The following is a 25,110-nucleotide window of genomic DNA, read 5'->3' on the forward strand; positions in this document are numbered from 1 at the left end:
ATAACAGCCTTTTCAAGGGATAAGTAAAACTTAGCCTTAAGGGAGTGGTTTCATTTTTTATAGCGGATCAAAGGATAAGAGCAGTTTTTGCATAAAAGTTCTAACGCTTCGCCCTTTAAAAAATGGGTTTTGATAGCCATAGCTTTTTGGCTGTTTAAGACATCTTTTAGGGGCGTATGGTTTAAATCGCCAAGGTTGATATGAGCTTGCGTGTCCATGCAGCACGGCACGACAACGCCATTAGATAAAATAGCGATTTGTTTAATAAGCCCATAGCAATAGGGGATTTTTGATTCCTGGTTTAAAGGGTTTGGGGCGTTCAAATTCGGCCATTTAAAGGTCTTTTGGATATTCAAAAAACTTTTTTTAAACAAACGAACGCGGCCTTGCGATTTTAGAGTCTCTAAAGAAACGCATTCAAAGCTTTCTAAAAAAGGCTTGATCAAATTCTGGTGTTTTTCAAGAGTGCTATCTTGAATGCGTAAATTCAAAAACACTTCGCTATTTTTTTCACATTTGTAGCGGCAAAATTCTAAAATTTTTTGGATATAGCGGTGCTGGTTGAGTTTGTTATGATTGTCTAGCCCTGCGTCTAAAGAAATAGAAATTTGATAGATTGCATCTTGTAATAGCGTCTCAAAATCGTGCAAATACACCCCGCTAGTAACCAGATCCACTTTCAAAAAAAAGCGTTTAGCGGCGTTGAGATAGCGGTTTAAATTTTTGAGTTTGCAAGGATCGCCTAAGACATGAAAGGTGATGATTGGGGTTAGGGGGGCCGCTTCTTTGCAAATTTTTTCAAACAATTCTAAAGGCATCACGCCTCTGATATTTTTAGGGTTGGGGCAAAAACCGCACTGCAACCCGCAAATATCGCTTAATTCTATATAGATTTTTTTAAAAAGTTTCTTGTTGGGTGTCAATTCTTGAAAAGACACTAGACATTGAAGCGAAAATGCAACACATCGCCATCTTGAACGATATAATCCTTACCTTCAATGCGTAACGCCCCCTTTTCTTTCGCGCCGGCTTCGCCCTTATAAGCGATAAAGTCATCATAACTGATGGTTTCAGCTCTAATGAAGCCTTTTTCAAAATCCTTATGGATCACCCCAGCAGCCACAGGCGCGCTAGAGCCTTTTTTAATCGTCCATGAACGCACTTCCTTGACTCCAGCGGTAAAATAATTGATCAAGCCTAATTCCTTAAAACTCAAACGAATGGTCTTTTCTAGCCCGCTTTCTTCTACGCCCAAACTTTGCAAAAATTCTTTGACTTCATCTCCACTCATAGAAACCATTTCTTCTTCCAATTTAGCGCACAAGGCGACAAACTCGCTATTTTGCTCTTTCGCATGGTCTTTGACTTTTTTGGCATGCTCGTTGAGAATATTTAAATCTTCTTCGCCCACATTAGCGACATAGATCATTTTTTTATGGGATAAAAAACGCAATTCCTTGTCCAACTCCAAAAAAGCCTCGCTCGTGTTTAAGGGGAAAGTTTTCGCCGGTTTTAATTCTTCTAAATGCGTTTTTAAACTCAAAGCGCATTCTAAAAGATTTTTAGCGTCTTTTGAGCTTTTTAGGGCTTTTTGCAAGCGATCGATCCTTTTGTCTAAAATGGCAATGTCCGCTAAAATCAACTCCAATTCAATAGTTTCTATATCATTTAGGGGGTCAATTTTATCGTTCACATGTGCGATATTGTCATCTTCAAAACAGCGCACCACTTGCAAGATCACTTCGCATTCCTTGATATTGGCTAAAAACTGATTGCCTAAACCCTCCCCCTTGCTCGCTCCCTTAATCAATCCGGCAATATCCACAAATTCCACCACAGAATGCAAAATGCGTTCAGGCTTTACGATTTGAGCCAACGCATCAAGCCGCCTGTCAGGCACATTCACAATGGCTTTATTGGGTTCAATGGTGCAAAAAGGGTAGTTCGCGCTTTGGGCGTTTTGGGTTTTGGTGAGCGCGTTAAAGGTGCTGGATTTGCCCACATTAGGCAAACCCACAATGCCTACAGACAAGCCCATTTCAAGCCTTTTTCAAAAGCTCTTCCACAAAAGCTGTGCAAGCTCTCACGCCAGCCCCACTCGCTCCAAAGCTATTCACATCCCATTCTTTTTCCACATAAGCGGGGCCTGCAATGTCAATGTGTAGCCACTTATCTTTAAACTCATCTCTAATAAATTCATTCAAAAACAAGCCCGCTGTGATCGCACCGCCATAGCGTGAAGAAGAAATATTACACACATCAGCGATTTTAGATTCAATCAATTTCTTTAAATGGCGGTTAAAGGGGAGTTTAGCTAACAATTCGCCGGATTCTAACCCTGAAGTTTCAAAGAGATTTTTCAATTCTTCATTATGCCCCATGATCGCTGAAGTGAATTCGCCTAAGCCTACAACGCATGCCCCAGTAAGGGTCGCAAAATCCACGATCACATCAGGGCTTAAATCTTGAGCGTAGCTCAAACAATCCGCCAAGACCAAACGCCCTTCAGCGTCGGTATTACGCACTTCTATGCTTTTGCCTTCTTTAGAGATTAAAATATCATCTGGTTTATAAGCAGCCGGGCCTATCATGTTTTCTGTGGCCCCAATAATGCCATGCACTTCAGCTTCCACGCCCAATTTAGCTAATGCGTTTAAAAGCCCAATCACCGCAGAGCCACCGCCTTTATCCGCTTTCATGGTAACCATATAATCGGCCGGTTTCAAGCTCAAACCTCCGCAATCATAAGTCAAGCCCTTGCCCACTAAAGCGATTTTTTTCTTCGCTTTTTTAGGTTTATAAACTAAATGGATCAAGCGGGGGGGATTGACAGCGAGAGAGGCTTTATTGACCGCTAAAAAGGCGTTCATTTTCTTTTCTTCTAAAAATTTTTCGTCATGAACATGGATTTCTAAATGGTTTTCTTTAGCCACTTTTTGCGCCACTTCAGCCATATAAACCGGGGTGCCAATCATAGGGGGGGTATTGACTAGATCCCTAACGATATTCAAGCTTTCTGTCATGATTTCAGCGTATTTTAAAGCTTCTTTAGCGCTCTTTTCTAAAGAATTCGCGCAAGTTTTTTCGCAAGGTTTGTGCAATTCTAAAGCGACAATGGCTTCTTTTAAAACGCTTTCTTTTTTGTTGGATTTAAAAGTGTCGTATTCATACAAGCCTAATTTCAAGCCCAAAAACAACGCTTTCAAATTTTCTAAAAGCGCGTTATCTTTAGAATGCGCGCCGCAAGTATAAACGCCCACTTTAACGCTTTTAAAAGCGAGTTTTTTAAGGGTGCGAACGGCTAAACATGCACTCTCTCTCAATAAATGCACATCATCTTCTTTAACGCCCACATACAGGATTTTATTTTCTTGGTCTAAAAATATGCCTTCGCCTTCGTATTTAAAGGTTTCTAGCAATTTTTTATTTTTGACCCAAGCATGATCAAAATCCTTATTGACAATAAAAACTAAACCGCATTCAGCTTTTACATTTTCAAAAGTGGTTTTTTCTAATTTGATTTTTAACATAAAGTCTCCTTTTTTAATTTCATATCTTTCAAGAATTGTATTGCGCTCTAGCGGTTTTTCTTGCTATAGTATTGGAAATACCATAGAACCAACGCCAAGAAAGATACTAATAGTAATATTAGCGCATAAGGGTGTTTTTTAAGCCACTCTAACGCATGCAATAACTCTTCTCCTAAATACCACGCTAGAATAATGGTAATGCTCGCCCACACCATCGCACTAATGAGATTGATGATAGCGAATTTTAAAGCGCTATAACGCGTGAGGCCTATGCTAATGGGAATGATGGTGCGCATGCCATACATGTAGCGTTGGATAAAAATGATAAACCAGCCGTGTTTTTGCAACAATAAATGGGCTAAGGCGAGTTTTCGGCGTTGTTTTTCTAGCTTTTTTTGGATGTAAGCTTTATTGGTGCGGCCGATGTAAAAATAGATCTGATCCCCCACAAAACCCCCAATCCCTGCGACTAAAATGGCTAACCCTAAATGCATATGACCGGTATAGCTGGCAATCCCTGCTAAAATCAACCCGATTTCGCCTTCTAAAATGCTCCACCCGAATAAAATGAGATACCCCCAAGTCGCTGCATGCTGATTCCATAAGTCAATGATGTATTCTTCCAAAACTCACCCTTATCCTAGCACTCTAACAAACAAAAAGTCTTCACTCGCTCTTCTAAAAGTTGGATACCCGGTAATTCTTTTAACCCTATCAAAAAGCATGCTTCTACGCATTCAGCTTGTAGGGCTTTGATAAGCTCAAGGCTCGCTAAAGCTGTGCCTCCAGTGGCTAACAAATCATCAATTAACACCACCCTTACCCCCTTAATTCCCCTAAAAGCGTCAGAGTGGATTTCTATGCTATCGCTCCCGTATTCTAGGCTGTAGCTTTGAGACAAGGTGTGCGCAGGGAGCTTGCCCTTTTTCCTCACAGGCACAAAACCCACCCCAAGCGCATAAGCTAAAGCAGAGCCTAAAATAAACCCCCTCGCTTCAATGCCCACGATAAAGTCTATATTGAGAGCGAGATAGCGTTTTTTGAGCGCGTCAATGAGTTTGTTAAAGAGTTTAGGGTAGTTGAGTAGCGTGGTAATGTCTTTGAATAAAATCCCTTTTTTAGGGTAATCTTTCACTTCTCTGATGCTTTGTAAAAGTTCTTCTTTGAGCGTTTCATTCATTTTGATTTCCTTTAATATAACGGATTGGTTGTAGAATTTTGGTTTATTATAGCGTTTTTAAAGGAGAGCTTCTATTTTTTGCTCCAATTCTTTAATACGATTTTTATATTTATCCGATTCGCCTTTGTATTCAGAGTTGCGTTGTTTAAGGGCTTTTAATTCTGTTTTTAACGAGCTCATTTCTTGGGTAAGAATATCAATATTACCCAAAGCTCTTTGGAGTTGCAACTGGTGTTTTTGGATCAAAATTTCAGCTTCTTGTAGGGTGAGCTTCATGGACGCATTGGTGCGTTCTTGCCGTTTAGCCACGGTTTTAAAAAAGAAGGTGCGCACGCCCATATAAAGGATAAAAACAACAGCGATAGTGATGATAAACCATTGGGTAAACATTCTATTAAAATATCCTTTTAGCGAAACGATGCAATTATACTATATTAGCCCTATGATTTCAGCGATTCATCTAGCTTTTGGATACGCAACACATGACGGCCTTGTTCAAATTCTGTAGAGAAAAACGCTTCCAAAATGCTTTCTGCTACGCCGATACCGCTAATCTTTTCGCCCAAGCACAAGACATTGGCGTTATTGTGCAAGCGAGTCATTTTGGCCATGTAGGCATCAAGGCACAAGGCGGCTCTAATACCCTTAAAGCGATTAGCGCCCATGCTCATGCCTATCCCTGTAGCGCACACTAAAATGCCATAGCTTTGCGGATTTTCTAAGACCTTTTGGCACACTAATTTGGCGTAATCAGGGTAATCCACCCTCATAGTGGGTAAAAAAGCTTGGACTTTAAAACGCTTGTCTTCTAAAAAATGTTTAACAAATTCTGCAAGATGTAACCCTGCATGATCGCTTCCTATAAAAACTTGAGCGGTATTTAAGGGCTTATTCATAAGCTCTCCTTGATAAAAGATTAAGAAAGGAGTAAGGAAAATAAAAATCTTGTGGGCGCATGGATAAAAAACTCCGATAAAGGGGGGATAAATAAGAATATTAACACAATCAACAAGCCGTAGCGTTCCATTTTAGAAAACCATTCCAATAAAAACGCGCTTTTAAAATGCAACGCTAAAAAGCCTAACGCTTTGGAGCCGTCTAAGGGCGGGATAGGGAGGCTATTGAAAACGCCCAAGACAAGATTATAGAGAATGCCTTGAATGAGAAAGGTTACTAACGCAAGCTGATAAAGATTCAATTCATTGATGCTTAAAGCGTTGATCCCTAGTCTTTGGAAGCTCCAATGCGTGATGAAAGCGAGCAGAACGGCCAGAGTGAAATTATAAATCACCCCGGCTAAACTCACCACTACGCATGCCAGAGAGCCTTTTTGAGAGACAATGTAGCGCATATCCACAGGCACGGGTTTGGCCCACCCAAACAAAAAAGGGGCTTGAAAAATGAGTAACAGAGCCGGTAAAAGCACCGAACCCATCATGTCTAAATGCCTGATAGGGTTTAAACTCAAACGCTTGGCGTCTTTAGCGCTCCTGTCCCCAAATAAAAACGCGCTCAAGCCATGCATGATCTCATGCCCTATGATAGCGATCAAAAGGGCTAGGATTTTCATTAAGGTGGTAATAAAACTTTCTAAAGAGAAATCAAAAAATTGCACAAAAAACCTTAATGCGTTGTTTTTTCTTTTTTAATGATTTTTTCTAAGCCTTCAACGCTTTTAAACATGCGTTCCCAACGCACCAGATAGCGTTTTTTGGGGTTATTTTCTGCATCCACTTCCAGGCTGTTTTTTAAACTCAAACTGAAATAAACAAACCATGGCGAACCCACGATGTTTTTATAAGCCACACTCCCCCAAAAGCGCGAGTCGCTAGAATTATCCCTATTATCGCCGATCATGAAAAATTCATCGTGATTGATTTTCTTATAAAACACCTTTTCGCCCTCCATTTGAATGAGTTGCATGCTGATATTAGCCTCTGCGCCTTGAGTGGCTAACTGCTCCATTAAGTGGAAGGTTTCATTATCTTTTTGGTAATGGATGCCTGGATGCTTATTTTTATAAGGGTTTAAGACAAAAATTTTACCCATAAATTCTTTAGTCATGGCATCAGGGTAATGTTTAGCAATGTAATCTTTATCGTTGCCGCTCTCAAAAGGATGCAAATAAAACCCCTCACTAGTGAATAGCACCTCATCGCCCCCAATGGCAAAATTCCTTTTGACATAGTAAGACTTTTTTTCATGGGGAGGGATAAACACCACCACTTCGCCACGCTTGGGGCGATCCCCCTCTATCAAATGCCCGTTATTTTTAAAATCAGGCATAACAGGAAGCTCAATCCATGGGATTTTAGGAATGGGGATGCCGTAAGAAAACTTCTTGACAAAGAGCATATCGCCCTCATAGAGCGTGCCAACCATAGAGCGAGAGGGAATGATAAAGGCTTGCGCGATAAAAAAGATAACCAACAGCACGATAATAATCGTCCCCACCCAACTGGAGCAAAATGCATAAACAGAGCGTAAAAATTTCATTAAAATCCCTTCCTTTGTTGTTTTTCAAAAGCGATTAGAGTGTTTTCTAAAAGCGAAACGATCGTCATAGGCCCCACGCCTTTAGGCACAGGGGTGATAAAACCGGCAACTTTTTGAGCGTTGATAAAATCCACATCGCCCACGATACGCCCATCGTTCAAATGATTGATCCCAATATCCACCACTACAGCCCCTTTTTTTAACATGCTCGCTTTAATCAAATCAGGCTTACCCACGCCCACGCAGACAATATCAGCATTTTTGGTGTAAAAACTAATGTCTTTAGTCAAAATATGGCACACGCTCACGCTAGCCCCAGCGTTTAGCATGAGCATGCTTAAAGGTTTGCCAATGATATTACTCGCCCCAATAATCGCCACATCCTTACCCTTGATCTCAATATGATAATGCTCTAAAAGCCGCATCACGCCCATAGGGGTGGCTGGCAGAAACGATTCTTTTTGAGTGCAGAGCTTGCCGATATTAAGGGGGTGGAAACCATCCACATCTTTACTAGGGTCAATAGCTTCTAAAATCATTTTAGAATCAATGTGTCTGGGCAAGGGGAGCTGGACTAAAACGCCTGAAATGTTTTGATCGGTATTGTAATCTTTAATCAAGGACAGCAATTCAGCTTCGGTAATGTTCTTTTTGAGGGTTTTCAAATCAAAATCCATGCCCACCCTTTCGCATGCTTTGATCTTCATATTGACATAAGTGATACTAGCGGGGTCTTTTCCTACTAAAATCACGGCCAATTTGGGGCGTTTATGCGTTTGTGTATGGATTATTTGGATTTTATGTTTCAAATCTTTTTCTATATCATAAGCTAACGCTTGCCCATCTAATAAAACAACGCCCCTATTTGGCATGCCCATTTATCCTTTATATAATTAAAATCCTACTATTGTAGCAAAAATCATGCGTTTAATGGAATTAAAAAACTCCCTTTAGCTTGTCAATCTTTAAGACTAGCCCCATGATAGAGCAAGTAATAACTAAGGGCTTTCAAAGATTCTAATTGCTGGTAAAACTTGGAAGCTTCTATTTTGTCGTTTTGTTTATCCTCTAGCTCTTTAGGGTTTTCATTCAAATACCTTAACCCCAAACTCGGGTTATAAAAATAATCTTTAGTAGCGATCGCTTCATAGCCTAGCGCGTAATTGGGGTGGCTTGGAGGGTTTGTTGTGTTGTTAGAAAATAAAGGCTTCCCAAAACTCACAAATTGAAAACCTTTAGGAGCGACTAATTCAACAATCGTAGGGGCGATGTCTAAATGCGATCCGACTTGACTGATTTTTTTAGGCTTTAAAGTGGGGGCATATAAAATAAGCGGCACGGATTTAATGATATACAAATCGTTTTTAGCGTATTCATAGCTCCTGTCAAAGTGATCCCCTGTGATGATAAAAAGCGAGTTGGGGAATTTTTGGCTGGCTTTTTTGATGAAATCAACCACCACTTTGTCATACCAGTAAATATGTCCTAAAGAATTAGCGTCCGGTAAATTTTCTGATTTAGGGGTTTTTTCCACAAATTGTTGGATTTTTTCTAAAGGCACGCCAAAGGCTTTGAGATTCACGTTTTTGATCGCATGGTTGCTTAAAGTCATGACCATGCTGAAAGTTTTTTCATGGGGGTTGGTGTTTTCTAAAATATAGTCAAATAGAATATTATCATGCACTCCCCAGTTGCTCTCTATGGGTTTAGGGTAGGGCTTGTTTTTAACAAATTCTAAGAGATGATTGTTAAAATAAAGGGCGTGAAAACCTTGTTTTTTGGTGAAACTAGTGAGTTTATTCCAAATCCCGCTGCCTCCATAATAAAAGTTGTTTTTATAACCTAAAGTCTTCATGATATTGCCAATCGCCATAGGAAAGCTAGGGAGGATCACCCCTGAATTGACTAAGTTATTGTCATTGATATAGGGTAAGCCTGTGATTTGGACATCCAGGCTCTTAACGGTCCGTGGGGCGCTTTCAATAAAAGCAGAAAGCATGTAAGCATGCTCTTTTTTAACCAAATCTTGTAAAGCGCTCGTTAGCCCTATGGAATCAAATTTTTTATCAAAATGCCATGAGCTTAAGGACTCTGAAACGATATAAAAAACATGTTGAATGGTTTGATTGGAATTGTTGTGGCTTGTTTGAGAAAGCAACTCATAGAGGTTGTTTGAAGGGTTTTCTTTAAGATGGAAATAATTTTTCGCCACTTCTAAAGGCGTTTCTTTAGCAAAATCGCTGAATTTAAGGTTATGGCTTTGTCTGTAATTGCGCGCTAAAAGATAAAGGTTGCGAAACGCACCGGGGGTGATTTTCATTAAAAAAGGATCTTTGGCTGGCTCTATGCTGAGATCTAAAGATGCGCCCACAAAGCTCAATTGCGCGTTAATGTAAAACATTTGCGTGAGCGAAAAAAGCGCAAATAAAATGAAAGTTTTAAGGGGTTTGGTGGTTTGATAAACATTTGTGGGCTTAAAAAGGGCGTTTTGGAGTTTGAAATAGATAAAAGAAATTAAAACGCTAAGGATTACAAAGAGTGAAAAACTAGAAAAAATAGGGTATTCCCCACTCATTTTTAAAATCGTGAGCGTGTCTTCATGCAAAAATTCCAATAAATTTTCATCAAACACATTCCCATAAATGCCATAATAAACAATGTTCGCAATATTTAAAAACAGAATAATGGCGATAGAAAAATACGCCACAATATTAAGCATTTTTACTTGGTGTTTAGGGGCCAATAACCCTAATAACCCGATGATGATAAAAAGAATCGATAAGCTTGAGACCACACGATTGTCGTATCTTGCCCCGTTGAGTAGGGTTTTGATGATTTCATCAAAAACAGGGTTTTTTAAAGCATGCTTATAATAGCCTGTATAAAGGATAAAGCCGATACGATTGAACACAAACAACAAGCTCATGAAAAAGGTGAAATAAAAACCTTTTAAAAAGAGCGAAAATAGGGCATTAGATAAGGGTTTCATAAGCGTTAATACAACCTTTTTTTAACAAGATATAAAGTTTTAAAAAAGACAAAAAGAAGCAAGGGGAAATCCAATAAAGAATCTAAGATTTGAAAATTAGAGTGCATCAAAAGCGAACTGGATAACGCCACTAAAGCGATCACGCCTAATAAGGGGCTGCTCAAAAACAAACTGCCGCAAAAAAGCACGCTAAAAATCAGAGAAGCCATGAAATGATGATAGATTGAAAAAGGCAAAAACCCTAAAATATCTGTCAAAAGCAACAGATTGAAAAACAGCATGACGCTATAAGATTGCAAGGTTTCTAAAGGGGGCTTTTTGAGTATATGACAAGAAAAGCTCACATAAGCAAGGATCAAAAGACAGCTAAAAGGGCTTAAGGGGGCTGTAAAACTGCTTAAAAATGCATTGAGCGATAGAGAGTCTTTGAAAGCGATATTGCTTAAAATCGCACTTATCAAAGAGAGCGAAAACCTCAAACCCAATGGCTTATTTTTGAAAAAAAAGAAAATTAAAAAAAGCCATGCAAAACTCAGCGTGTAAGAAGAAGGTATAAACATGACTGATTACTTGAGAAGGGATTTTAAATAAGCCATATTGAAACGGATGTGTTTGATATGAGAGCGGTTGTAGGTATAGACAATATCTATAAAATGGGGATTAAGGCTATAGCTTGGGTAACTCACTTCATTCGCTTTATCTAAAATTTTTAAGGTTTTAAACGAGTTGGAGGTTTCTAATTTAGAAAGCCAGAGTTCTTTACGACGCAGTGATAAATCGCTAGGGTTGTGGATCAAATACAATATTCCATTTAAATTGAGTAAATTCAAAGAATCATCTAAGTTTTTAAGATTTGTAGAAATGGGTTTTTGCCAAGCGGTGGGGGTCTTGCAGGTTTCTAGCATGAGATTATCTTTAAAAGAATGGTTTCTAAACGCCATGACAGCGCAGTCTTTAAAGGGGGTTAGGCTTGGCTGGAGCTGGTGGTTTAGGGTATTAGGCCTTAAAAGCTCTCTTGGGTTATTTTGTTGGTCAAATTTCAATAATAGGGGGTATTGGGTGGCTAATTCGTGATAGAGTGGTAGCATAAACCCGCCATCAGTGGTGTTTAAAGGCTTATTCCTTACTAAATGGCTCAAGTTTAAAAAAGGGCTTAAAGAGAGTTTTCGCACAAACTTAAAATGAATCGGCTCTAAAGCGCTTTCAAATTGATAGATTTTAGAAGTGGCCCACCCGCCCATGCTCACCCCTACGACAAACAACAAGATTTTATTATCATGCAAAAAAAGCAAGGGGTTACCCAGTTTTTTGATGTATTCATGCGAATAATGAGAAAGCTCTTCTTTGGTTAAAAGAATGAAGGCTTCGCTCCAGCGATTAGTTTTGCTGTCAAAAAGATTCGCGCTGATTTTCACATCCCTTGCCCCTTCTTTAGTGCCGCTAAAATAAGCGCTCAAAAGATTATCGTTAGGCAAGCCGATTAAAGAGCTCGCATGCGCGCTTAAAGCGTCATTTGGTTTAGGGATAGTGAGCTGCGTGAAATAGGGGGGGTTTTGAGTAACAAGGGTTTGATTGCGTGCGAAAGCATAGGGGGGAGTTTGGCGCTTTATTGCAATTAAAAACAAAACGATAAAAAGCCCCACGAAAAAGGCGGTGTTTTTTAGGCGATTTCTTGAAGGTTCCAAGATAGCGTTTCGCCCCCTCTTAAGATAGCGATTTTTTCATTCAAGCAAAGCGTGTGCGTAGGGACTATAAAGGGTTTTTTAGACAAATGCGCTTTTTTACTGGGTAAATTGTCTAGCGCATAGATTTTTTTAGCGTTATCGCTGATAAAGGCTTGCAAATTTTCTAAAGCGTTGTGTTTTTCAAAAAGTTCGCACAACGCAGGCAACAAAATAGGAGCAGAAAAGATGCCTGCCGGGATGTTAGCACTATGCTTTTTAGAAATGAAATGCGGGGCGCTATCCGATCCAAAAGAGATTTTAGGGTGGGCTTTTAAAGCAAGGGATAAAAGCCTTTCTTGGTCTTTTTTGGTTTTGATTAAGGGTTTGCAAAAACAATGCGGGTCCAAACTCCCCCCTAATAAGTCATCTAAAGTCATGCTGATATGGTGTAAGGTCAAAGTCGCATAGAGGTTGTCATGCTTTTCAATCAAAGCGATACTGCGCCAATCGCTCAAATGCTCTATAATGATTTTGAGTTTAGGGAATGAAAGGGCGAAAGTTTCTAAAACGCTATGGCATAAAAATTCTTTATCCAAACAAAACCCGGCTTGTTCTGCATGGACGCATAAAATAAAGCCTAATTTTTGGGCGTTTTCTAAAATCTCCAAAGTCTTTTCACCCAACAAATCTGAAGTGCCGTTTTGCGCGTTTGTGGTCATGCCTTTGGGGTAGAGTTTTAAAAATTTAATGCCTTTGTTTTTAGCTCGTTGCAATTCTTCTAAAGTCAAACCATCATTAAAATACAAACTCATTAAAGGCTTGAAGTTTGAAGAATTTTTTAAAATTTCTTCTTCATATTCAAGGGTGGTTGGAGTGTCAATCAAGGGCTTACTGAGATTGGGCATGATCACTGCGGCGCTAAAAGGCTCGCTAGAATATTCCAATACCGCTTTTAAAAGCGCGTTTTCTCGCACATGCAAGTGGGCGTCTATGGGGTCAAAAAGCGTGATTTCCATTTTTTAATTGCCTCCCAAGTAATAGCGCACTCTAATGCGAATGAGGGTTTTGGTTTTGGGGCGCGGGTAATCCTTATAAGCGATCTGAATGGTTTTTAAAGTGTTGTCATCAAGCATTTTGTATTCAGATCCAATAATGATTTTAAGATCGGTAATATCGCCGTTAGGGTGCAAGTAAAACTCTACTGCATTCGTCCCGTCCTGCCCTAAATAAGCCGCTACTTGAGGGTATTCTAAATATTTTTGCGTGATGCGCCCAATATCCCTTAAATTATTCCTGATGAAATCTTTTTCGGCTGTGCCTAAATCCCCAAATTCTTCGCCATACAATTCATCAATATCCCTTCTAGTCTGGTTATCCAAGCCTTTATTGTTTTCTTGTCTGGGTGGCGCAACTTCTTTAGGCAAGAAAGAAAGCTGGTTAGGGTCAAATTCTTTTTTAACAGGTTTTTTCTCTTCCACTTTTTTCTGCTCTACTTTTTGTTCCACTACTTTTTTCTCTTCTTTTTTCTCCTCTACTACTTTTTTCTCTTCCACTTTTTCCACTTTTTTGAGAGCCTTATGTTTGTGGTTGGGCTTTTTGGGTTCTGGTTTGGGCTTTGGTTTAGGCTCAGGCTTTGGCTTTTCTATAGGTTTTGGTGGGGTTGGCGGAGTTGGGGCGTGGGTGGGGTGGGGGTGTTGGGGTTTTTGGGGGCCAGCTAGCGTGGGTTTAGGAGCGCCTGGGTTGTTTTTATTGGGATCTTGCGAATGGCCTCTTTTTAAAACCAATAAATTTTCAGGATTTAATTTAACGAGCTTGGGTTTTGAAGGAAAAAAATCTTCTCTGTGTTCAAATAAAAAATAAATCAACCAGTGTAACAATATAGATAGAATGAGAGAAAAGAAAAAATTCCTGTTAGAATGATCCACAGGATCAAAATTTTTCCCTAACTTAGCAGGTTGTAGTTTAGAATTTTCCGGCATATAAATTTCCTAATTTTGAATTCTTTATCTTATTTTCAGCTTCTTTAATCAGTTCTTCTTTAGATGTTTTTGGGCTTATTTTGTCTAAAAGCAGGCCGTATTTGTCGCTTAGTAAGACCAAGTAACGCTCCTTATTGGTTTCTATTGAGATGATTTTATGGTTCGCATCAACACGACCCAAAACATTAATTTCTAACTTAAAATCTTTTGCAGAAAAAGACCCTTGTATGGGAACGATTTTTTTTTTGATTACATACAATATTAAGAGTAAGACAGCAATAACCGCTAACCCCTTGTAAGCATGGCTTAAATCCAGTGGGGGTTTTAACTCTAGAGCGTTTAAGGGGTTTTTGGCTCGCTCTTTTTCATCTTGGCTTGCGAGATTGGCATGCTGAGATTTTTCTTTCAGGCTAGGCAGTGGAGCTAAATGAAAACCTTTGGGTAAAAAAAGAAAGCGGAGTTGCTTTTTATCCTTGCTGTTTGAAGCTTGGATTTCTAATCCCGCTTTAGCTTTTTTAGACAAGAGGTAGATGTCATTTTGGTAGGAAAACATTTCTAAGGCATTCAAAGAGGCTTCTTTAAAATCCATCGTTTTTTTAGAATCCAATTGAGCGTTTTTTAACACGATCACTTTTTGCCCTTCAACCTCCATGATTTTAGGCGTTTTGTTAAAAGGTGTTTCAAAAGTGAGCGTGGTTTGCACGGCCCTTATAGGTGGTGTTGCCGGAGCGTTTGAATCGGGTTGGACTTCTTTTAGCGCATTTTGCCAATGAACCAGTTTAATGGGGGCATCATCATTTAAAGGTATTTTTTCTTCAGCCAGTAACATCAAAGTAGCGCTCAGTAACAAGAATAACAATCTCATGAATTTTTAGCGAGATAATACACAATGGCGTTAGAATCAAGGATTTCATTCAAACGAATGGCTAAATTCCTTTCAAAAACCATCACCTCACCCTTACCAATAACCCGCCCGTTCACAAAAGTATCCACGCTTTCTCCGGCGGGTTTTTGCAAATCAATCACAGAGCCTTTTTCAAAACGCAAGATTTGCAATAAAGGGATTTGCGTGGAGCCAAGTTCCGCGCTAAAAACAATCTCCATGTCCAAAAGGTTTTTATAATCGCAGATGAGTTCTTCTAAATAAGTGGAAAGCTCTAGTTCTCTTTCTTTATTCGCTTTCTCTTTTTCTTTTTCGGCTATTTTTAACTTATTAGCTTCTGTTTCTGGCATAAAACTCTACTCTTTCAAGAATGATTTGACTTTGATTATAAAATCTTAATTTTACTATAAATTTTATAACAAATAAAGCCACTACGCCTTAAAGCTAGCTTTAGAAACGCAAAATTCTTTTAAAAAACACGCACCGCATAAGGGGTTTTTAGCTTTGCAAGTATAACGGCCAAACAAGATTAAGGCATGGTGGAGTTTGGATAGGTTGTCTTTAAAAAGATCGCTGAGTTCTTCTTCGGTTTTAATAGGCGTTTTAGCGTTGCTTAAACCTAAGCGGTGTGTCGTGCGGAACACATGGGTATCTACGGCTATATAATTTGCATCAAAGCACACTGAAAGCACCACATTAGCGGTTTTTTGCCCTACGCCATCCAGGCTCATCAATTCTTTTTGCGTAGAGGGGATAACGCCCTTAAAATCCCTAACCACTTTTTGCGCCATATTAATTAAATGCTTGCTTTTATTGTTGGAATACGAAACGGATTGGATGATCTCTTTAACCTCTTCTAAAGAAGCGAGGGCTAAATCGTTCACGCTGGGGTATTTTTCAAACAGCTTGGGCGTTATTTGATTCACTCTAGCGTCCATACATTGAGCGCTTAAAATGGTCGCCACTAATAATTCATAGGGGTTTTTATGGTGCAATTCGGTGGTTTGGTTGGGGTAATGTTTTAAAAGCAGCTCTTTGATTTGTTGGGCTTTCGTTTTAGCACGTTTCAAGCTCATTCTTGCACGCTTTCTTTGATGACAAGGTATTGTGCTTCATGGGATCTTAAAGCCACTTGAATGCGGTTGATTTTAATTGAAAGCGTGGCTTTTTTCATGGAAGAATGCAAAAGGGTGCATTGAACCCCTTCATGAATACCAAAAGAGAGAAAGCGTTTTTTAAGGGCTTCATCGCAGTTAGCGATTTCTACAATTTCATAAGTTTTGTCTTTAATGGCTTCATTGAGCGTCATTTTAATTTCCTTTTTGAATCAATGTTTTTTTTGACTTCATCCACGATGATGTCAATGGGCGTGAAAATACGGCGCAAGATCTTAAAAGGCACTTGGATAATATCTGACGCTAAAGTTACTTGAGTTTTAGGCTTATCCAGCGTGCCTTTGACATTCACATTAGTGGTGATTTTACCTTCTTTTCCTAAAACGAGATAGCCCACGATAGGGATTTTATTTAAAACATTACTCAAAGCCTTGATAGTGGAAACTTCTAAATTCAAATCTAATTTGTTTTTGTCTAATTCAATGATCCCATTGCCAGCAATATCAAGCGTTTTGCCGACAAGATCAATTTTTTCTAACCCTAAATATTCTTTAGTGATCCCAAAAACAACGGAGCCGGTTTTGATCTGATAGCCATTAGCCCCTAAATGAGGGTTTCTAAAGACAATGAGGGAGGGAATGGTGTTGATGAGATTGATCATGTTTTGCATGAGGGCGAAATTCTTTAAGCTTGTGTTTTGGAATTTCAATTCGCCATTGAAAACCTGATCTTCAAGAGCCCCAATAAGCGTGAATAAGCCCCCTTCTACGAAATCTTTTTGGAGGATAGTGTTGATATAATCCCCGCTAAAATTATGAGCCTTAAGATACAAAGCCCCATGCACTAAATCCGCCATGATCATGGCGTTTTTATAATTGCCATCAATTTTCACCCTATCGTCTTGAGCGACAATATCAAGATTTTCTAAAGGAAAAGGCATTTTTTTATAGATCAGCACGACATCTTTAGCATGGATGCGTGTAGAGATAGGGATAATTTTGTGGGCTTTTTCATAGCGTTGTTTGGCGCTAATGAAAACATCTTCATCTTGGATTTCTTTAGAGCTAGGCTTTTCTTTTCGTTCTTTTGAGAATAATTCCGCAATAGCTGGCATTTTACTATCTAAGAAATCATCAACACTCAAATCAATGTTATTAAGGGTAATATCCTTTTGATCCCCCTTAACTTTTATGGATATGCTTTTGCTTGGAGTATAGACAGAAATTTCATCTTTATTGATAGAACCAAATAAAGAGAGGGAATCAAATTGCCTGCCGTTGCTATGATAGATGGGTAAAGTGATTTTCAAATCTTTAGCAAAAAAATCAATATTAATAAAATCGCTCGTAGAAACTTCTAAAGAACCATCTTCTAAGGCGAAATACTTCATAATAGGGGAATAGGGCTTGATTTTTTTCAAATCTTTGATTCTAAAAACATAGGCGTTATCTTTAAATTCGCCCTCTAATAAGAGTTGTGGCACGCTCCATTGCATGTGGTTGGGGTTAGAAAAATCAAAATTCAAAGAAAGGTTTTTAAGAGTGTCTCCTGTAGCATAGAAAACATCTTTGGCGAATTTATCTTCACTTTGGGCTTTAATGGTGTCTATGATTTTTCTTCTAAACACCTCTGAGTTTTCACCCTCTTGAATGATAGAATGCAAGCTTTTTAAATCTAAAGAAAATTTAGCAGGCTGTGGGTTATCTTGGTCGTTATTCAAGCCATAAGAACGCATGTTGATATTATTGTTAGTGTTGAATCGTATTTTATGGACTAAAGAATCTAAAGAAAGGATTTTTTTGTTTAAATCTAAAGCGATTTTAGCGTCTAAATCCAGCATGTTTTCATAGCGGGTGTGGGTAGTTTCTATGTAGATGTATTGGTATTCTTGGGTAATATCTAGGCTTATATTAGCGTTTTGCGTATAAAGAGGGATATTATAGAGCGAGAGGGTGCCTTCTTGCAAATTAACGCTGCCTTGAACGCTAAATAAGGGGGCGGTGTTTTTTAAGAATTGTAAGGTGAGTTTCAAATCCGCACTAGATGGCATGCTGATTTTATCCAAAGGTAAAACGACTTTATAAGCGCTCAATAAATCCTTAATGCTATCGCCATAATAATTAGGGGTCGTTTTTAAAAAAACCTCCAACTTAGGGGCTTCTAACAAATTGGAAAAAGTGGCGTAAGAGCCGGTTAATTCCATGGTTTCATAAGTGATTTTTTGGGGCTGTATGAGTAATTGTTTGTTTTTGAAAACTAATTCGGTTTTATCCATTTTAATGGGCGATAAGCCATCATTAAAAACGACTGAAGGCTTAATCAAAGTGGCTTTAACTACAGAATTTTCTAAAAGCGATGGGATAAACTCGCTAGGAGTGAAATTAGCCTTGATTAAAGCGTTATCAATTTTAAAGCTAGCAAATTGGATCTTGTCAAAAATCCATGTTTTTAAATTTTTTTGCGATTGGCGTTGGAAAAGGGGCTTTAAAAACGCTAGGCTTTTCATTGGGGAAGTGTTAATTTTTAATTCTATGGTTTTTAAATCGGTTAGCCCTTGCAAATAAATTGCAGCACTGGGTTCAATTAAAGGCTTGACAATCAAATTGAACGCCATTTTCCTAGCTTTAGGTGAATAGTGGGCGTTGCCATCCACTTGGACTTTAATGTCTTTAAAGAGCAAATTGATGATCTTAAGCTTGATATTTTTATCGTCTTCTAGGGAAAATTCCCCTTTGATTCCTGGAAATTCTAACTCGTATTTATCCCCATCAAAAAAGATATTGGCTTTATTTTTATCGTCTAAAATGATTTCTTTGACTTTAAGTTTTTCAAAATAAGACACCGCCCAAATGCCATAACGGATATTTTTAATCAAATCAGAAACTTCTAAACGCTTTTTAGTGGGTTTTTGATGGAAGAAAGAAGAGAGATCAACCCGCTCAACTTCTAAAGAAAGCTTGTTATTGAGTTTTAAGTATAATTCAGAAATGCCAAGCTTTCCAATTTTTAAATTTTGTATGTGAATGCCGTTTGAAAGGGTTTTGTGAATGACGACTAAAAGAGTGAATACTGCCACAAACAAAATAATGACATTGAACACTTTCTTAGATACATGTTTTCTTTTATTCATCAGTATTCTTTTTTATTTAAGTATACCAATTTATCCTAACAAAGTGGTGGTTGTCCCGCAAGGTTCGCTCAAAAAAGTGTTTTTTTCTTTGAAAGAGCAAGGCGTGGATATTAACGCTTTGGATTTGCTTTTGTTGCGCCTAATGGGCATGCCTAAAAAAGGCTATATTGACATGGGCGATGGGGCTTTAAGGAAGGGGGATTTTTTAGTCCGTTTGATCAAAGCGAAAGCGGCGCAAAAAAGCGCGACTTTAATCCCTGGAGAAACCCGCTATTTTTTCACGCAAATTTTGAGCGAAACTTACCAGTTAGGAGTTGGCGATCTCAATGAAGCTTATGAAAGCATCGCTCCACGATTAAACGGCGCTGTGATAGAAGATGGGGTGATATGGCCAGACACTTATCATTTACCCTTAGGGGAGGACGCTTTTAAAATCATGCAAGCTTTGATCGGTCAATCCCTTAAAAAACACGAAGCTTTAAGCAAACAATGGCTTGGATACTACCATAAAGAAGAATGGTTTGAAAAAATCATTCTCGCTTCTATTGTGCAAAAAGAAGCCGCTAATATTGAAGAAATGCCCCTGATTGCGAGCGTGATTTTTAACCGCTTGAAAAAAGGCATGCCTTTACAAATGGATGGGGCTTTGAATTACCAGGAATTTTCACACGCTAAAGTGACAAAAGAGCGCATTAAAACCGATAACACCCCCTACAATACTTATAAATTTAAGGGCTTGCCTAAAAATCCTGTGGGGAGCGTGAGCCTAGAAGCGATTAGGGCGGTGGTATTCCCTAAAAAAACTGACTTCTTGTATTTTGTGAAAATGCCGGATAAAAAACATGCTTTCAGCGCGACTTATAAGGAGCATTTAAAAAACATCAATCTTTCTAATAATCATTTTTAAAATTAGGGTTAATGGGGCGTTTTTTCTTTTAAATTGGTTAAAAAGTGTTTAGTATTTTCTCATTTTAATTTTAAGTTCTTACTATTAAAGCATTTTAGATTTTATTAAAAAAGGCTTGCTACAATTTTAGGCAAATTTTGATTGCTAGGGCTTAAAACAGCTTTTAGCACAAAGGAGAATGAATGGCTAAAATGAACGCTCCAGATGGGGTTGCCGTTTGGGTGAATGAAGACAGGTGTAAGGGTTGTGATATTTGCGTATCGGTATGCCCTGCTGGGGTTCTTGGCATGGGGATTGAAAAAGAAAGGGTGCTTGGAAAAGTGGCCAAAGTAGCCTACCCAGAGAGCTGTATCGGTTGCGTGCAATGCGAGTTGCACTGCCCGGATTTTGCGATTTATGTGGCTGACAGGAAGGATTTCAAATTCGCTAAAGTTTCTAAAGACGCTCAAGAAAGAAGCGAAAGGGTTAAAGCCAATAAATACATGCTCTTAGAAGAGACTATTTTAGAAGGGAGAGGCAAATAATGCGTGAGATTATTTCTGATGGGAATGAATTAGTCGCTAAAGCGGCGATTGAAGTGGGGTGTCGGTTTTTTGGGGGCTATCCTATCACGCCAAGCTCGGATATTATGCATGCAATGAGCGTGGCTTTACCCAAATGCGGCGGCCATTTTATCCAAATGGAAGATGAAATCAGCGGGATTAGCGTGTCTTTAGGAGCGAGCATGAGCGGGACGAAGTCTATGACAGCGAGTTCTGGTCCTGGTATTTCATTGAAAGTGGAGCAAATCGGTTATTCTTTCATGGCAGAAATCCCTTTAGTGATCGCTGATGTGATGCGTTCAGGTCCATCAACTGGGATGCCCACTCGTGTGGCTCAAGGCGATGTGAATTTTTTAAGACACCCCATACATGGGGATTTTAAAGCCGTCGCGCTCGCTCCTGCAAATTTAGAAGAAGCTTACACCGAAACCGTTCGCGCGTTTAACTTGGCTGAAATGCTCATGACTCCTGTGTTCTTACTCATGGATGAAACCGTGGGGCATATGTATGGCAAGGTGCAAATCCCGGATTTAGAAGAAGTGCAAAAGATGACTATTAATCGTAAGGAATTTGTGGGCGATAAAAAGGACTACAAGCCTTATGGGGTTGCGCAAGACGAGCCGGCCGTTTTAAACCCTTTCTTTAAAGGCTATCGCTACCATGTTTCAGGCTTGCACCATGGGCCCATTGGCTTTCCTACTGAAGACGCTAAAATCGGGGGGGATTTGATTGACAGATTATTCCATAAGATTGAATCCAAACAAGACATTATCAATGAAAATGAGGAAATGGATTTAGAGGGTGCTGAAATCGTTATCATCGCTTATGGTTCGGTTTCTCTAGCGGTTAAAGAAGCCTTGAAAGATTACCATAAAGAAAGCAAGCAAAAAGTCGGCTTTTTCAGGCCTAAAACCTTATGGCCAAGCCCGGCTAAACGCTTGAAAGAAATAGGGGACAAATACGAAAAAATCCTTGTGATTGAATTGAATAAGGGGCAGTATTTAGAAGAAATTGAAAGGGTTATGCAAAGAAAGGTGCATTTCTTTGGTCAAGCCAATGGGCGCACGATTTCGCCCAAACAAATCATCGCAAAATTGAAGGAGCTTTAAAATGGCGTTTAATTATGATGAATATTTGCGTGTGGATAAAATACCCACTTTGTGGTGCTGGGGCTGTGGCGATGGCGTGATTTTAAAATCCATTATCCGCACGATTGATGCCTTAGGTTGGAAAATGGATGATGTGTGCTTGGTGAGCGGGATTGGTTGCAGCGGACGCATGAGTTCGTATGTGAATTGCAACACCGTTCACACCACGCATGGTAGGGCTGTAGCGTATGCGACAGGGATTAAACTGGCTAACCCTAGTAAGCATGTGATCGTGGTTTCTGGCGATGGCGATGGCTTTGCGATTGGAGGCAATCACACCATGCACGCATGCAGAAGAAACATTGATTTGAATTTTATTTTAGTGAATAATTTTATTTATGGTTTGACCAACTCCCAAACTTCGCCCACCACGCCTAATGGCATGTGGACGGTTACGGCTCAATGGGGGAATATTGACAACCAATTTGACCCATGCGCTTTAACCACCGCTGCAGGGGCGAGTTTTGTAGCTAGAGAGAGCGTTTTAGACCCTCAAAAGTTAGAAAAAGTGCTTAAAGAAGGTTTCACGCATAAGGGCTTTAGCTTCTTTGATGTCCATAGCAATTGCCATATCAATTTAGGGCGTAAGAATAAAATGGGCGAAGCGTCTCAAATGCTGAAATGGATGGAAAGCCGATTAGTGAGCAAACGCCAGTTTGAAGCCATGAGCCCTGAAGAAAGGGTGGATAAATTCCCTACAGGCGTTTTAAAGCATGACACGGACAGGAAAGAATATTGCGAAGCGTATCAAGAAATCATTGAAAAAGCACAAGGAAAACAATAATGGAAGCACAGTTACGATTTACAGGCGTTGGAGGGCAAGGCGTGTTGTTAGCGGGAGAGATTTTAGCTGAAGCTAAGATTGTGAGCGGAGGCTATGGCACTAAGACTTCCACCTACACTTCGCAAGTGCGTGGAGGGCCTACTAAAGTGGATATTTTGCTGGATAGAGATGAAATCATTTTCCCTTATGCTAAAGAGGGCGAGATTGATTTCATGCTTTCAGTCGCTCAAATCAGCTACAACCAGTTTAAAAGCGACATTAAACAAGGCGGTATCGTTGTCATTGATCCCAATCTAGTAACCCCCACTAAAGAAGATGAGGAAAAATACCAGCTTTATAAAATCCCTATCATTAGTATCGCTAAAGATGAAGTGGGTAACATTATCACGCAATCTGTGGTGGCGCTAGCCATTACCGTGGAGCTGACTAAATGCGTGGAAGAAAATATCGTTCTAGATACCATGCTTAAAAAAGTCCCTGCAAAAGTCGCTGAAACGAACAAAAAAGCCTTTGAAATTGGCAAAAAACATGCTTTAGAAGCTTTGAAAAAATAAGGGGGTAACTCCTTATTTCATTTTTTAGTTATAGCTTTTTCCCTTTTTTTTGTATTTTTGAAAAAAAAAAAAATGATATAATGCTCAAATTTTACAAAGGATTCTTGTATGCGCAAATTTTTGGATGGGGCAAAAAGTGAGATTTTAAAATACGATGTGATTTCTTTTGATATTTTTGATACCCTTCTTCTAAGACCTTTCATTAAACCCACAGATTTATTTTGGTATATTGAGACTAAATATAATATTAAAGGTTTTCATCAAGCAAGAATCCTGGCAGAAATGCAATCCAGAAAATTAAGTAAAGAACAAGACATCACTCTAGATGAAATTTATTATCAAATCCCAAAAGAGTTTCATTCATATAAGGAAGTAGAAATTGCTACTGAAAAAGAGGTGCTTATTCCAAACTTGGAGATGTTAGAACTCTATCGTTTCGCTAAAGAGAACAATAAGAGAGTGATTATTGTATCAGATATGTATTTACCTTTAGAGGTTCTTGAAGATATTTTAATTTCTAAGGGTTTTGATGGTTATACAAATTTCTATCTTAGTAACCATATAATGCTCACTAAACATTCAAAGGATTTGTTTAAGCATGTTTTAAAACAAGAAAATATTACTCACACGCAGATGTTGCATATCGGTGATAATTCTTGGGCAGATGACGCTATGCCTAAAAGTTTAGGTATAGCAACGCTATTTAGAAAAAGCGTGTTGAAACAATTAGAAGAAGTTTTTCCTAAATACAAAACGTTCACTCCAACCAGTGTTGCGCAAAGTTTTATTTTAGGTTCTTTATGCGTTTTTTATAAAAATTATATTCAAAAACATGAAAAATTTGATTATTGGTTTCTTTTGGGAGCGATGCAGGCAGGAATTGCAGCCGTTGCTTATTGCCAGTTTATCTATAAGGAAATTCATAAAAGAAATATTGATACTTTAGTGTTTGTTGCGCGAGATGGTTATTTATTGCAAAAAATTTTTAATATTTTATATCCAAATTCATATAAAACTACTTATGTCTATGCTCCCAGAATTTTAAAAAAAGCGGTATTTTTAGAAGTCGTAGAGGGCGAGAGTTTGGAGATTTTGCGTATTTTAGAAGGCGAAGAAGAAGTTAAAAAGAAGCAAATCACCACCAACCAACAGGCGTATGTATATCTCTATAGCAATTTTGAACATTGCCGCCATTTAGCGTTAAAATGTTTAAATAATTACAGAGAATACTTGTTTTCATCAAATTTAGAAGGAAATATCGCTATTGTAGATACGATTACTTTAGGGTATTCTTCGCAAGGGTTAATCCAAAAAGCTTTAAACAAAGAAGTTTTTGGGTGCTATGTGGATCTCCTAAGAATTTTAAATTATGATTGCGTGAGTTTCTTACCTTTTTCACACCCTAAACCCGTTTATTTTCATAATTGGGATTTTATGGAGTTTTTGCTAACAAGCCCTGAATACCCTATTTTAAATGTAGAAAATGGCGTTCCAATCTATCAAAAAGACGTTTCATCTTGTGAAAAACACCGCTCTAAAGCTTATGAAAAAATAGTAGAAGGGGCTGTTGGATATGCTTCATATTTTAAAGAAAGTCAAATTTCTTTAGACATTCATGATGTGATAGAATGGGTGAATTTCTTCATTGACAATCCTAGTATTCAAGATCAAGAGCAATTCAAACAAATTTATTTTCTTCCAGACGCGACGCATAAAAACGCTCTGCCCTTGTTTTGTAATGATGTTTCTTTGCTGTCTTGCATTTTAAAACCTTCACAAAGTTATGGCGTATTAAAAAGAAGTCTTAGGACAAACAAGCAAGAGAGGTTGTTTAAAATATTGTCTCTAATTAAAAAAATCTATGGGAAGTTAAAAAAGAAATGATAAAATTGGCTCTGTTTTTAATCAAATATGGGTAACTAGAGCTTTCTTTCTTAAACTCCCTTAAATAACTCTCTCTCAAAAGTTATCCACTAGATAATTTTTTTATTTATTAAATAGTTTGTTTTTGAGTATAATCCTACGAAAATTTTAAGGAACGGCATGGAGTTTTTAGGACTGATTTTAAGTCTGGCCGCTATTTTGATAGCGTTTAAAAAGCCTGAAAAAGAAAATTGGGCGTTTGGGATTTTGATTGTGGTGTGGTTGGTGGAGCTTATTATTTTTATAGCCCATAGCTCTAGCGTTTTGCCTAACATGAATCTATAAG

Annotated in this window: 27 protein-coding genes; 7 read left to right on the top strand and 20 right to left on the bottom strand. The window is 38.6% G+C overall.

Annotated features, from left to right (window positions below):
* Positions 1-50: 50 nt before the first annotated feature.
* The 20 genes from CS889_RS02995 to CS889_RS03090 form a co-directional block, all read right to left on the bottom strand.
* Positions 51-923, bottom strand: coding sequence for a radical SAM/SPASM domain-containing protein (locus CS889_RS02995; protein WP_172825149.1), 873 nt, complete (start codon positions 921-923; stop codon positions 51-53).
* A 14-nt stretch (positions 924-937) separates the two neighbouring features.
* Positions 938-2,038, bottom strand: a complete 1,101-nt coding sequence (gene ychF, locus CS889_RS03000) for a redox-regulated ATPase YchF (protein WP_089086797.1) — start codon at positions 2,036-2,038, stop codon at positions 938-940.
* Position 2,039: 1 nt separating this feature from the next.
* Positions 2,040-3,530, bottom strand: a complete 1,491-nt coding sequence (locus CS889_RS03005; protein WP_089086798.1) for a leucyl aminopeptidase — start codon at positions 3,528-3,530, stop codon at positions 2,040-2,042.
* 47 nt (positions 3,531-3,577) lie between these two features.
* Positions 3,578-4,156, bottom strand: a complete 579-nt coding sequence (locus tag CS889_RS03010) for a DedA family protein (protein ID WP_000393402.1) — start codon at positions 4,154-4,156, stop codon at positions 3,578-3,580.
* 14 nt (positions 4,157-4,170) lie between these two features.
* A complete protein-coding gene (apt, locus tag CS889_RS03015; protein ID WP_001006112.1) occupies positions 4,171-4,710 on the bottom strand; it encodes an adenine phosphoribosyltransferase in 540 nt (179 codons plus the stop codon).
* A gap of 57 nt (positions 4,711-4,767) precedes the next feature.
* Positions 4,768-5,100: a hypothetical protein gene (locus CS889_RS03020; protein ID WP_000495091.1), complete on the bottom strand. Its 333-nt coding sequence runs from the start codon at positions 5,098-5,100 to the stop codon at positions 4,768-4,770.
* A 50-nt stretch (positions 5,101-5,150) separates the two neighbouring features.
* Entirely contained in the window at positions 5,151-5,606 is a 456-nt protein-coding gene (gene rpiB / locus CS889_RS03025) for a ribose 5-phosphate isomerase B (protein WP_089086799.1), read from the bottom strand.
* A gap of 20 nt (positions 5,607-5,626) precedes the next feature.
* Positions 5,627-6,325 carry a site-2 protease family protein gene (locus CS889_RS03030; RefSeq protein WP_001159351.1) on the bottom strand — a complete coding sequence of 233 codons (699 nt, stop codon included), beginning with the start codon at positions 6,323-6,325 and terminating at the stop codon, positions 5,627-5,629.
* A gap of 8 nt (positions 6,326-6,333) precedes the next feature.
* The gene (gene lepB, locus CS889_RS03035; protein ID WP_000670665.1) at positions 6,334-7,206 is read right to left on the bottom strand and encodes a signal peptidase I; all 873 of its coding nucleotides are present in this window, start codon (positions 7,204-7,206) and stop codon (positions 6,334-6,336) included.
* Complete coding sequence (folD, locus tag CS889_RS03040; RefSeq protein WP_172825100.1) at positions 7,206-8,078, bottom strand: bifunctional methylenetetrahydrofolate dehydrogenase/methenyltetrahydrofolate cyclohydrolase FolD; 873 nt, start codon at positions 8,076-8,078, stop codon at positions 7,206-7,208. Before folD ends, lepB begins: the two co-directional genes overlap by 1 nt.
* An 86-nt stretch (positions 8,079-8,164) precedes the next feature.
* Complete coding sequence (locus CS889_RS03045) at positions 8,165-10,195, bottom strand: LTA synthase family protein (RefSeq protein WP_089086801.1); 2,031 nt, start codon at positions 10,193-10,195, stop codon at positions 8,165-8,167.
* A gap of 5 nt (positions 10,196-10,200) precedes the next feature.
* Positions 10,201-10,755: a 3-deoxy-d-manno-octulosonic acid hydrolase subunit 1 gene (locus CS889_RS03050; RefSeq protein WP_089086802.1), complete on the bottom strand. Its 555-nt coding sequence runs from the start codon at positions 10,753-10,755 to the stop codon at positions 10,201-10,203.
* Between the two features lie 6 nt (positions 10,756-10,761).
* Positions 10,762-11,880 (bottom strand): 3-deoxy-d-manno-octulosonic acid hydrolase subunit 2, encoded by a 1,119-nt coding sequence (locus tag CS889_RS03055; protein ID WP_089086803.1) that lies wholly within the window; start codon positions 11,878-11,880, stop codon positions 10,762-10,764.
* On the bottom strand, positions 11,856-12,875 hold the full coding sequence (gene pyrC, locus CS889_RS03060; protein ID WP_089086804.1) for a dihydroorotase: 1,020 nt from the start codon (positions 12,873-12,875) through the stop codon (positions 11,856-11,858). Before pyrC ends, CS889_RS03055 begins: the two co-directional genes overlap by 25 nt.
* A 3-nt stretch (positions 12,876-12,878) precedes the next feature.
* A complete protein-coding gene (locus CS889_RS03065; protein WP_099169086.1) occupies positions 12,879-13,838 on the bottom strand; it encodes an energy transducer TonB in 960 nt (319 codons plus the stop codon).
* The gene (locus CS889_RS03070) at positions 13,822-14,703 is read right to left on the bottom strand and encodes a hypothetical protein (protein WP_089086805.1); all 882 of its coding nucleotides are present in this window, start codon (positions 14,701-14,703) and stop codon (positions 13,822-13,824) included. The genes CS889_RS03065 and CS889_RS03070 overlap by 17 nt, the downstream gene beginning before the upstream one ends.
* Positions 14,700-15,071, bottom strand: a complete 372-nt coding sequence (gene fliN, locus CS889_RS03075; protein ID WP_001115284.1) for a flagellar motor switch protein FliN — start codon at positions 15,069-15,071, stop codon at positions 14,700-14,702. Before fliN ends, CS889_RS03070 begins: the two co-directional genes overlap by 4 nt.
* An 81-nt stretch (positions 15,072-15,152) precedes the next feature.
* Positions 15,153-15,797 carry an endonuclease III gene (nth, locus tag CS889_RS03080; RefSeq protein WP_089086806.1) on the bottom strand — a complete coding sequence of 215 codons (645 nt, stop codon included), beginning with the start codon at positions 15,795-15,797 and terminating at the stop codon, positions 15,153-15,155.
* Complete coding sequence (locus CS889_RS03085) at positions 15,794-16,030, bottom strand: FeoA family protein (RefSeq protein WP_000174112.1); 237 nt, start codon at positions 16,028-16,030, stop codon at positions 15,794-15,796. The genes nth and CS889_RS03085 overlap by 4 nt, the downstream gene beginning before the upstream one ends.
* Positions 16,027-18,966 (bottom strand): DUF3971 domain-containing protein, encoded by a 2,940-nt coding sequence (locus tag CS889_RS03090; protein WP_089086807.1) that lies wholly within the window; start codon positions 18,964-18,966, stop codon positions 16,027-16,029. Before CS889_RS03090 ends, CS889_RS03085 begins: the two co-directional genes overlap by 4 nt.
* Between CS889_RS03090 and mltG the strand changes: the two genes are divergently transcribed.
* The 7 genes from mltG to CS889_RS03125 all read left to right on the top strand — a co-directional run bounded on the left by mltG (position 18,884) and on the right by CS889_RS03125 (position 25,109).
* Positions 18,884-19,873, top strand: coding sequence for an endolytic transglycosylase MltG (gene mltG, locus CS889_RS03095; protein WP_089086808.1), 990 nt, complete (start codon positions 18,884-18,886; stop codon positions 19,871-19,873). The genes CS889_RS03090 and mltG overlap by 83 nt on opposite strands.
* 182 nt (positions 19,874-20,055) lie before the next feature.
* Positions 20,056-20,397, top strand: coding sequence for a 4Fe-4S dicluster domain-containing protein (locus CS889_RS03100; protein ID WP_001096848.1), 342 nt, complete (start codon positions 20,056-20,058; stop codon positions 20,395-20,397).
* Complete coding sequence (locus CS889_RS03105) at positions 20,397-21,524, top strand: 2-oxoglutarate synthase subunit alpha (RefSeq protein WP_089086809.1); 1,128 nt, start codon at positions 20,397-20,399, stop codon at positions 21,522-21,524. The genes CS889_RS03100 and CS889_RS03105 overlap by 1 nt, the downstream gene beginning before the upstream one ends.
* A 1-nt stretch (position 21,525) precedes the next feature.
* Positions 21,526-22,347, top strand: coding sequence for a 2-oxoglutarate ferredoxin oxidoreductase subunit beta (locus CS889_RS03110; RefSeq protein ID WP_000885307.1), 822 nt, complete (start codon positions 21,526-21,528; stop codon positions 22,345-22,347).
* On the top strand, positions 22,347-22,901 hold the full coding sequence (locus tag CS889_RS03115) for a 2-oxoacid:acceptor oxidoreductase family protein (RefSeq protein ID WP_000388059.1): 555 nt from the start codon (positions 22,347-22,349) through the stop codon (positions 22,899-22,901). Before CS889_RS03110 ends, CS889_RS03115 begins: the two co-directional genes overlap by 1 nt.
* A gap of 108 nt (positions 22,902-23,009) precedes the next feature.
* The gene (locus CS889_RS03120; protein ID WP_089086810.1) at positions 23,010-24,785 is read left to right on the top strand and encodes an HAD-IA family hydrolase; all 1,776 of its coding nucleotides are present in this window, start codon (positions 23,010-23,012) and stop codon (positions 24,783-24,785) included.
* A gap of 159 nt (positions 24,786-24,944) precedes the next feature.
* Positions 24,945-25,109 carry a hypothetical protein gene (locus tag CS889_RS03125; RefSeq protein WP_000394803.1) on the top strand — a complete coding sequence of 55 codons (165 nt, stop codon included), beginning with the start codon at positions 24,945-24,947 and terminating at the stop codon, positions 25,107-25,109.
* The last annotated feature ends 1 nt before the right edge of the window (position 25,110 follow it).

The organism is Helicobacter pylori, from assembly GCF_900120335.1.
GTDB classification, from domain to species: domain Bacteria; phylum Campylobacterota; class Campylobacteria; order Campylobacterales; family Helicobacteraceae; genus Helicobacter; species Helicobacter pylori_BU.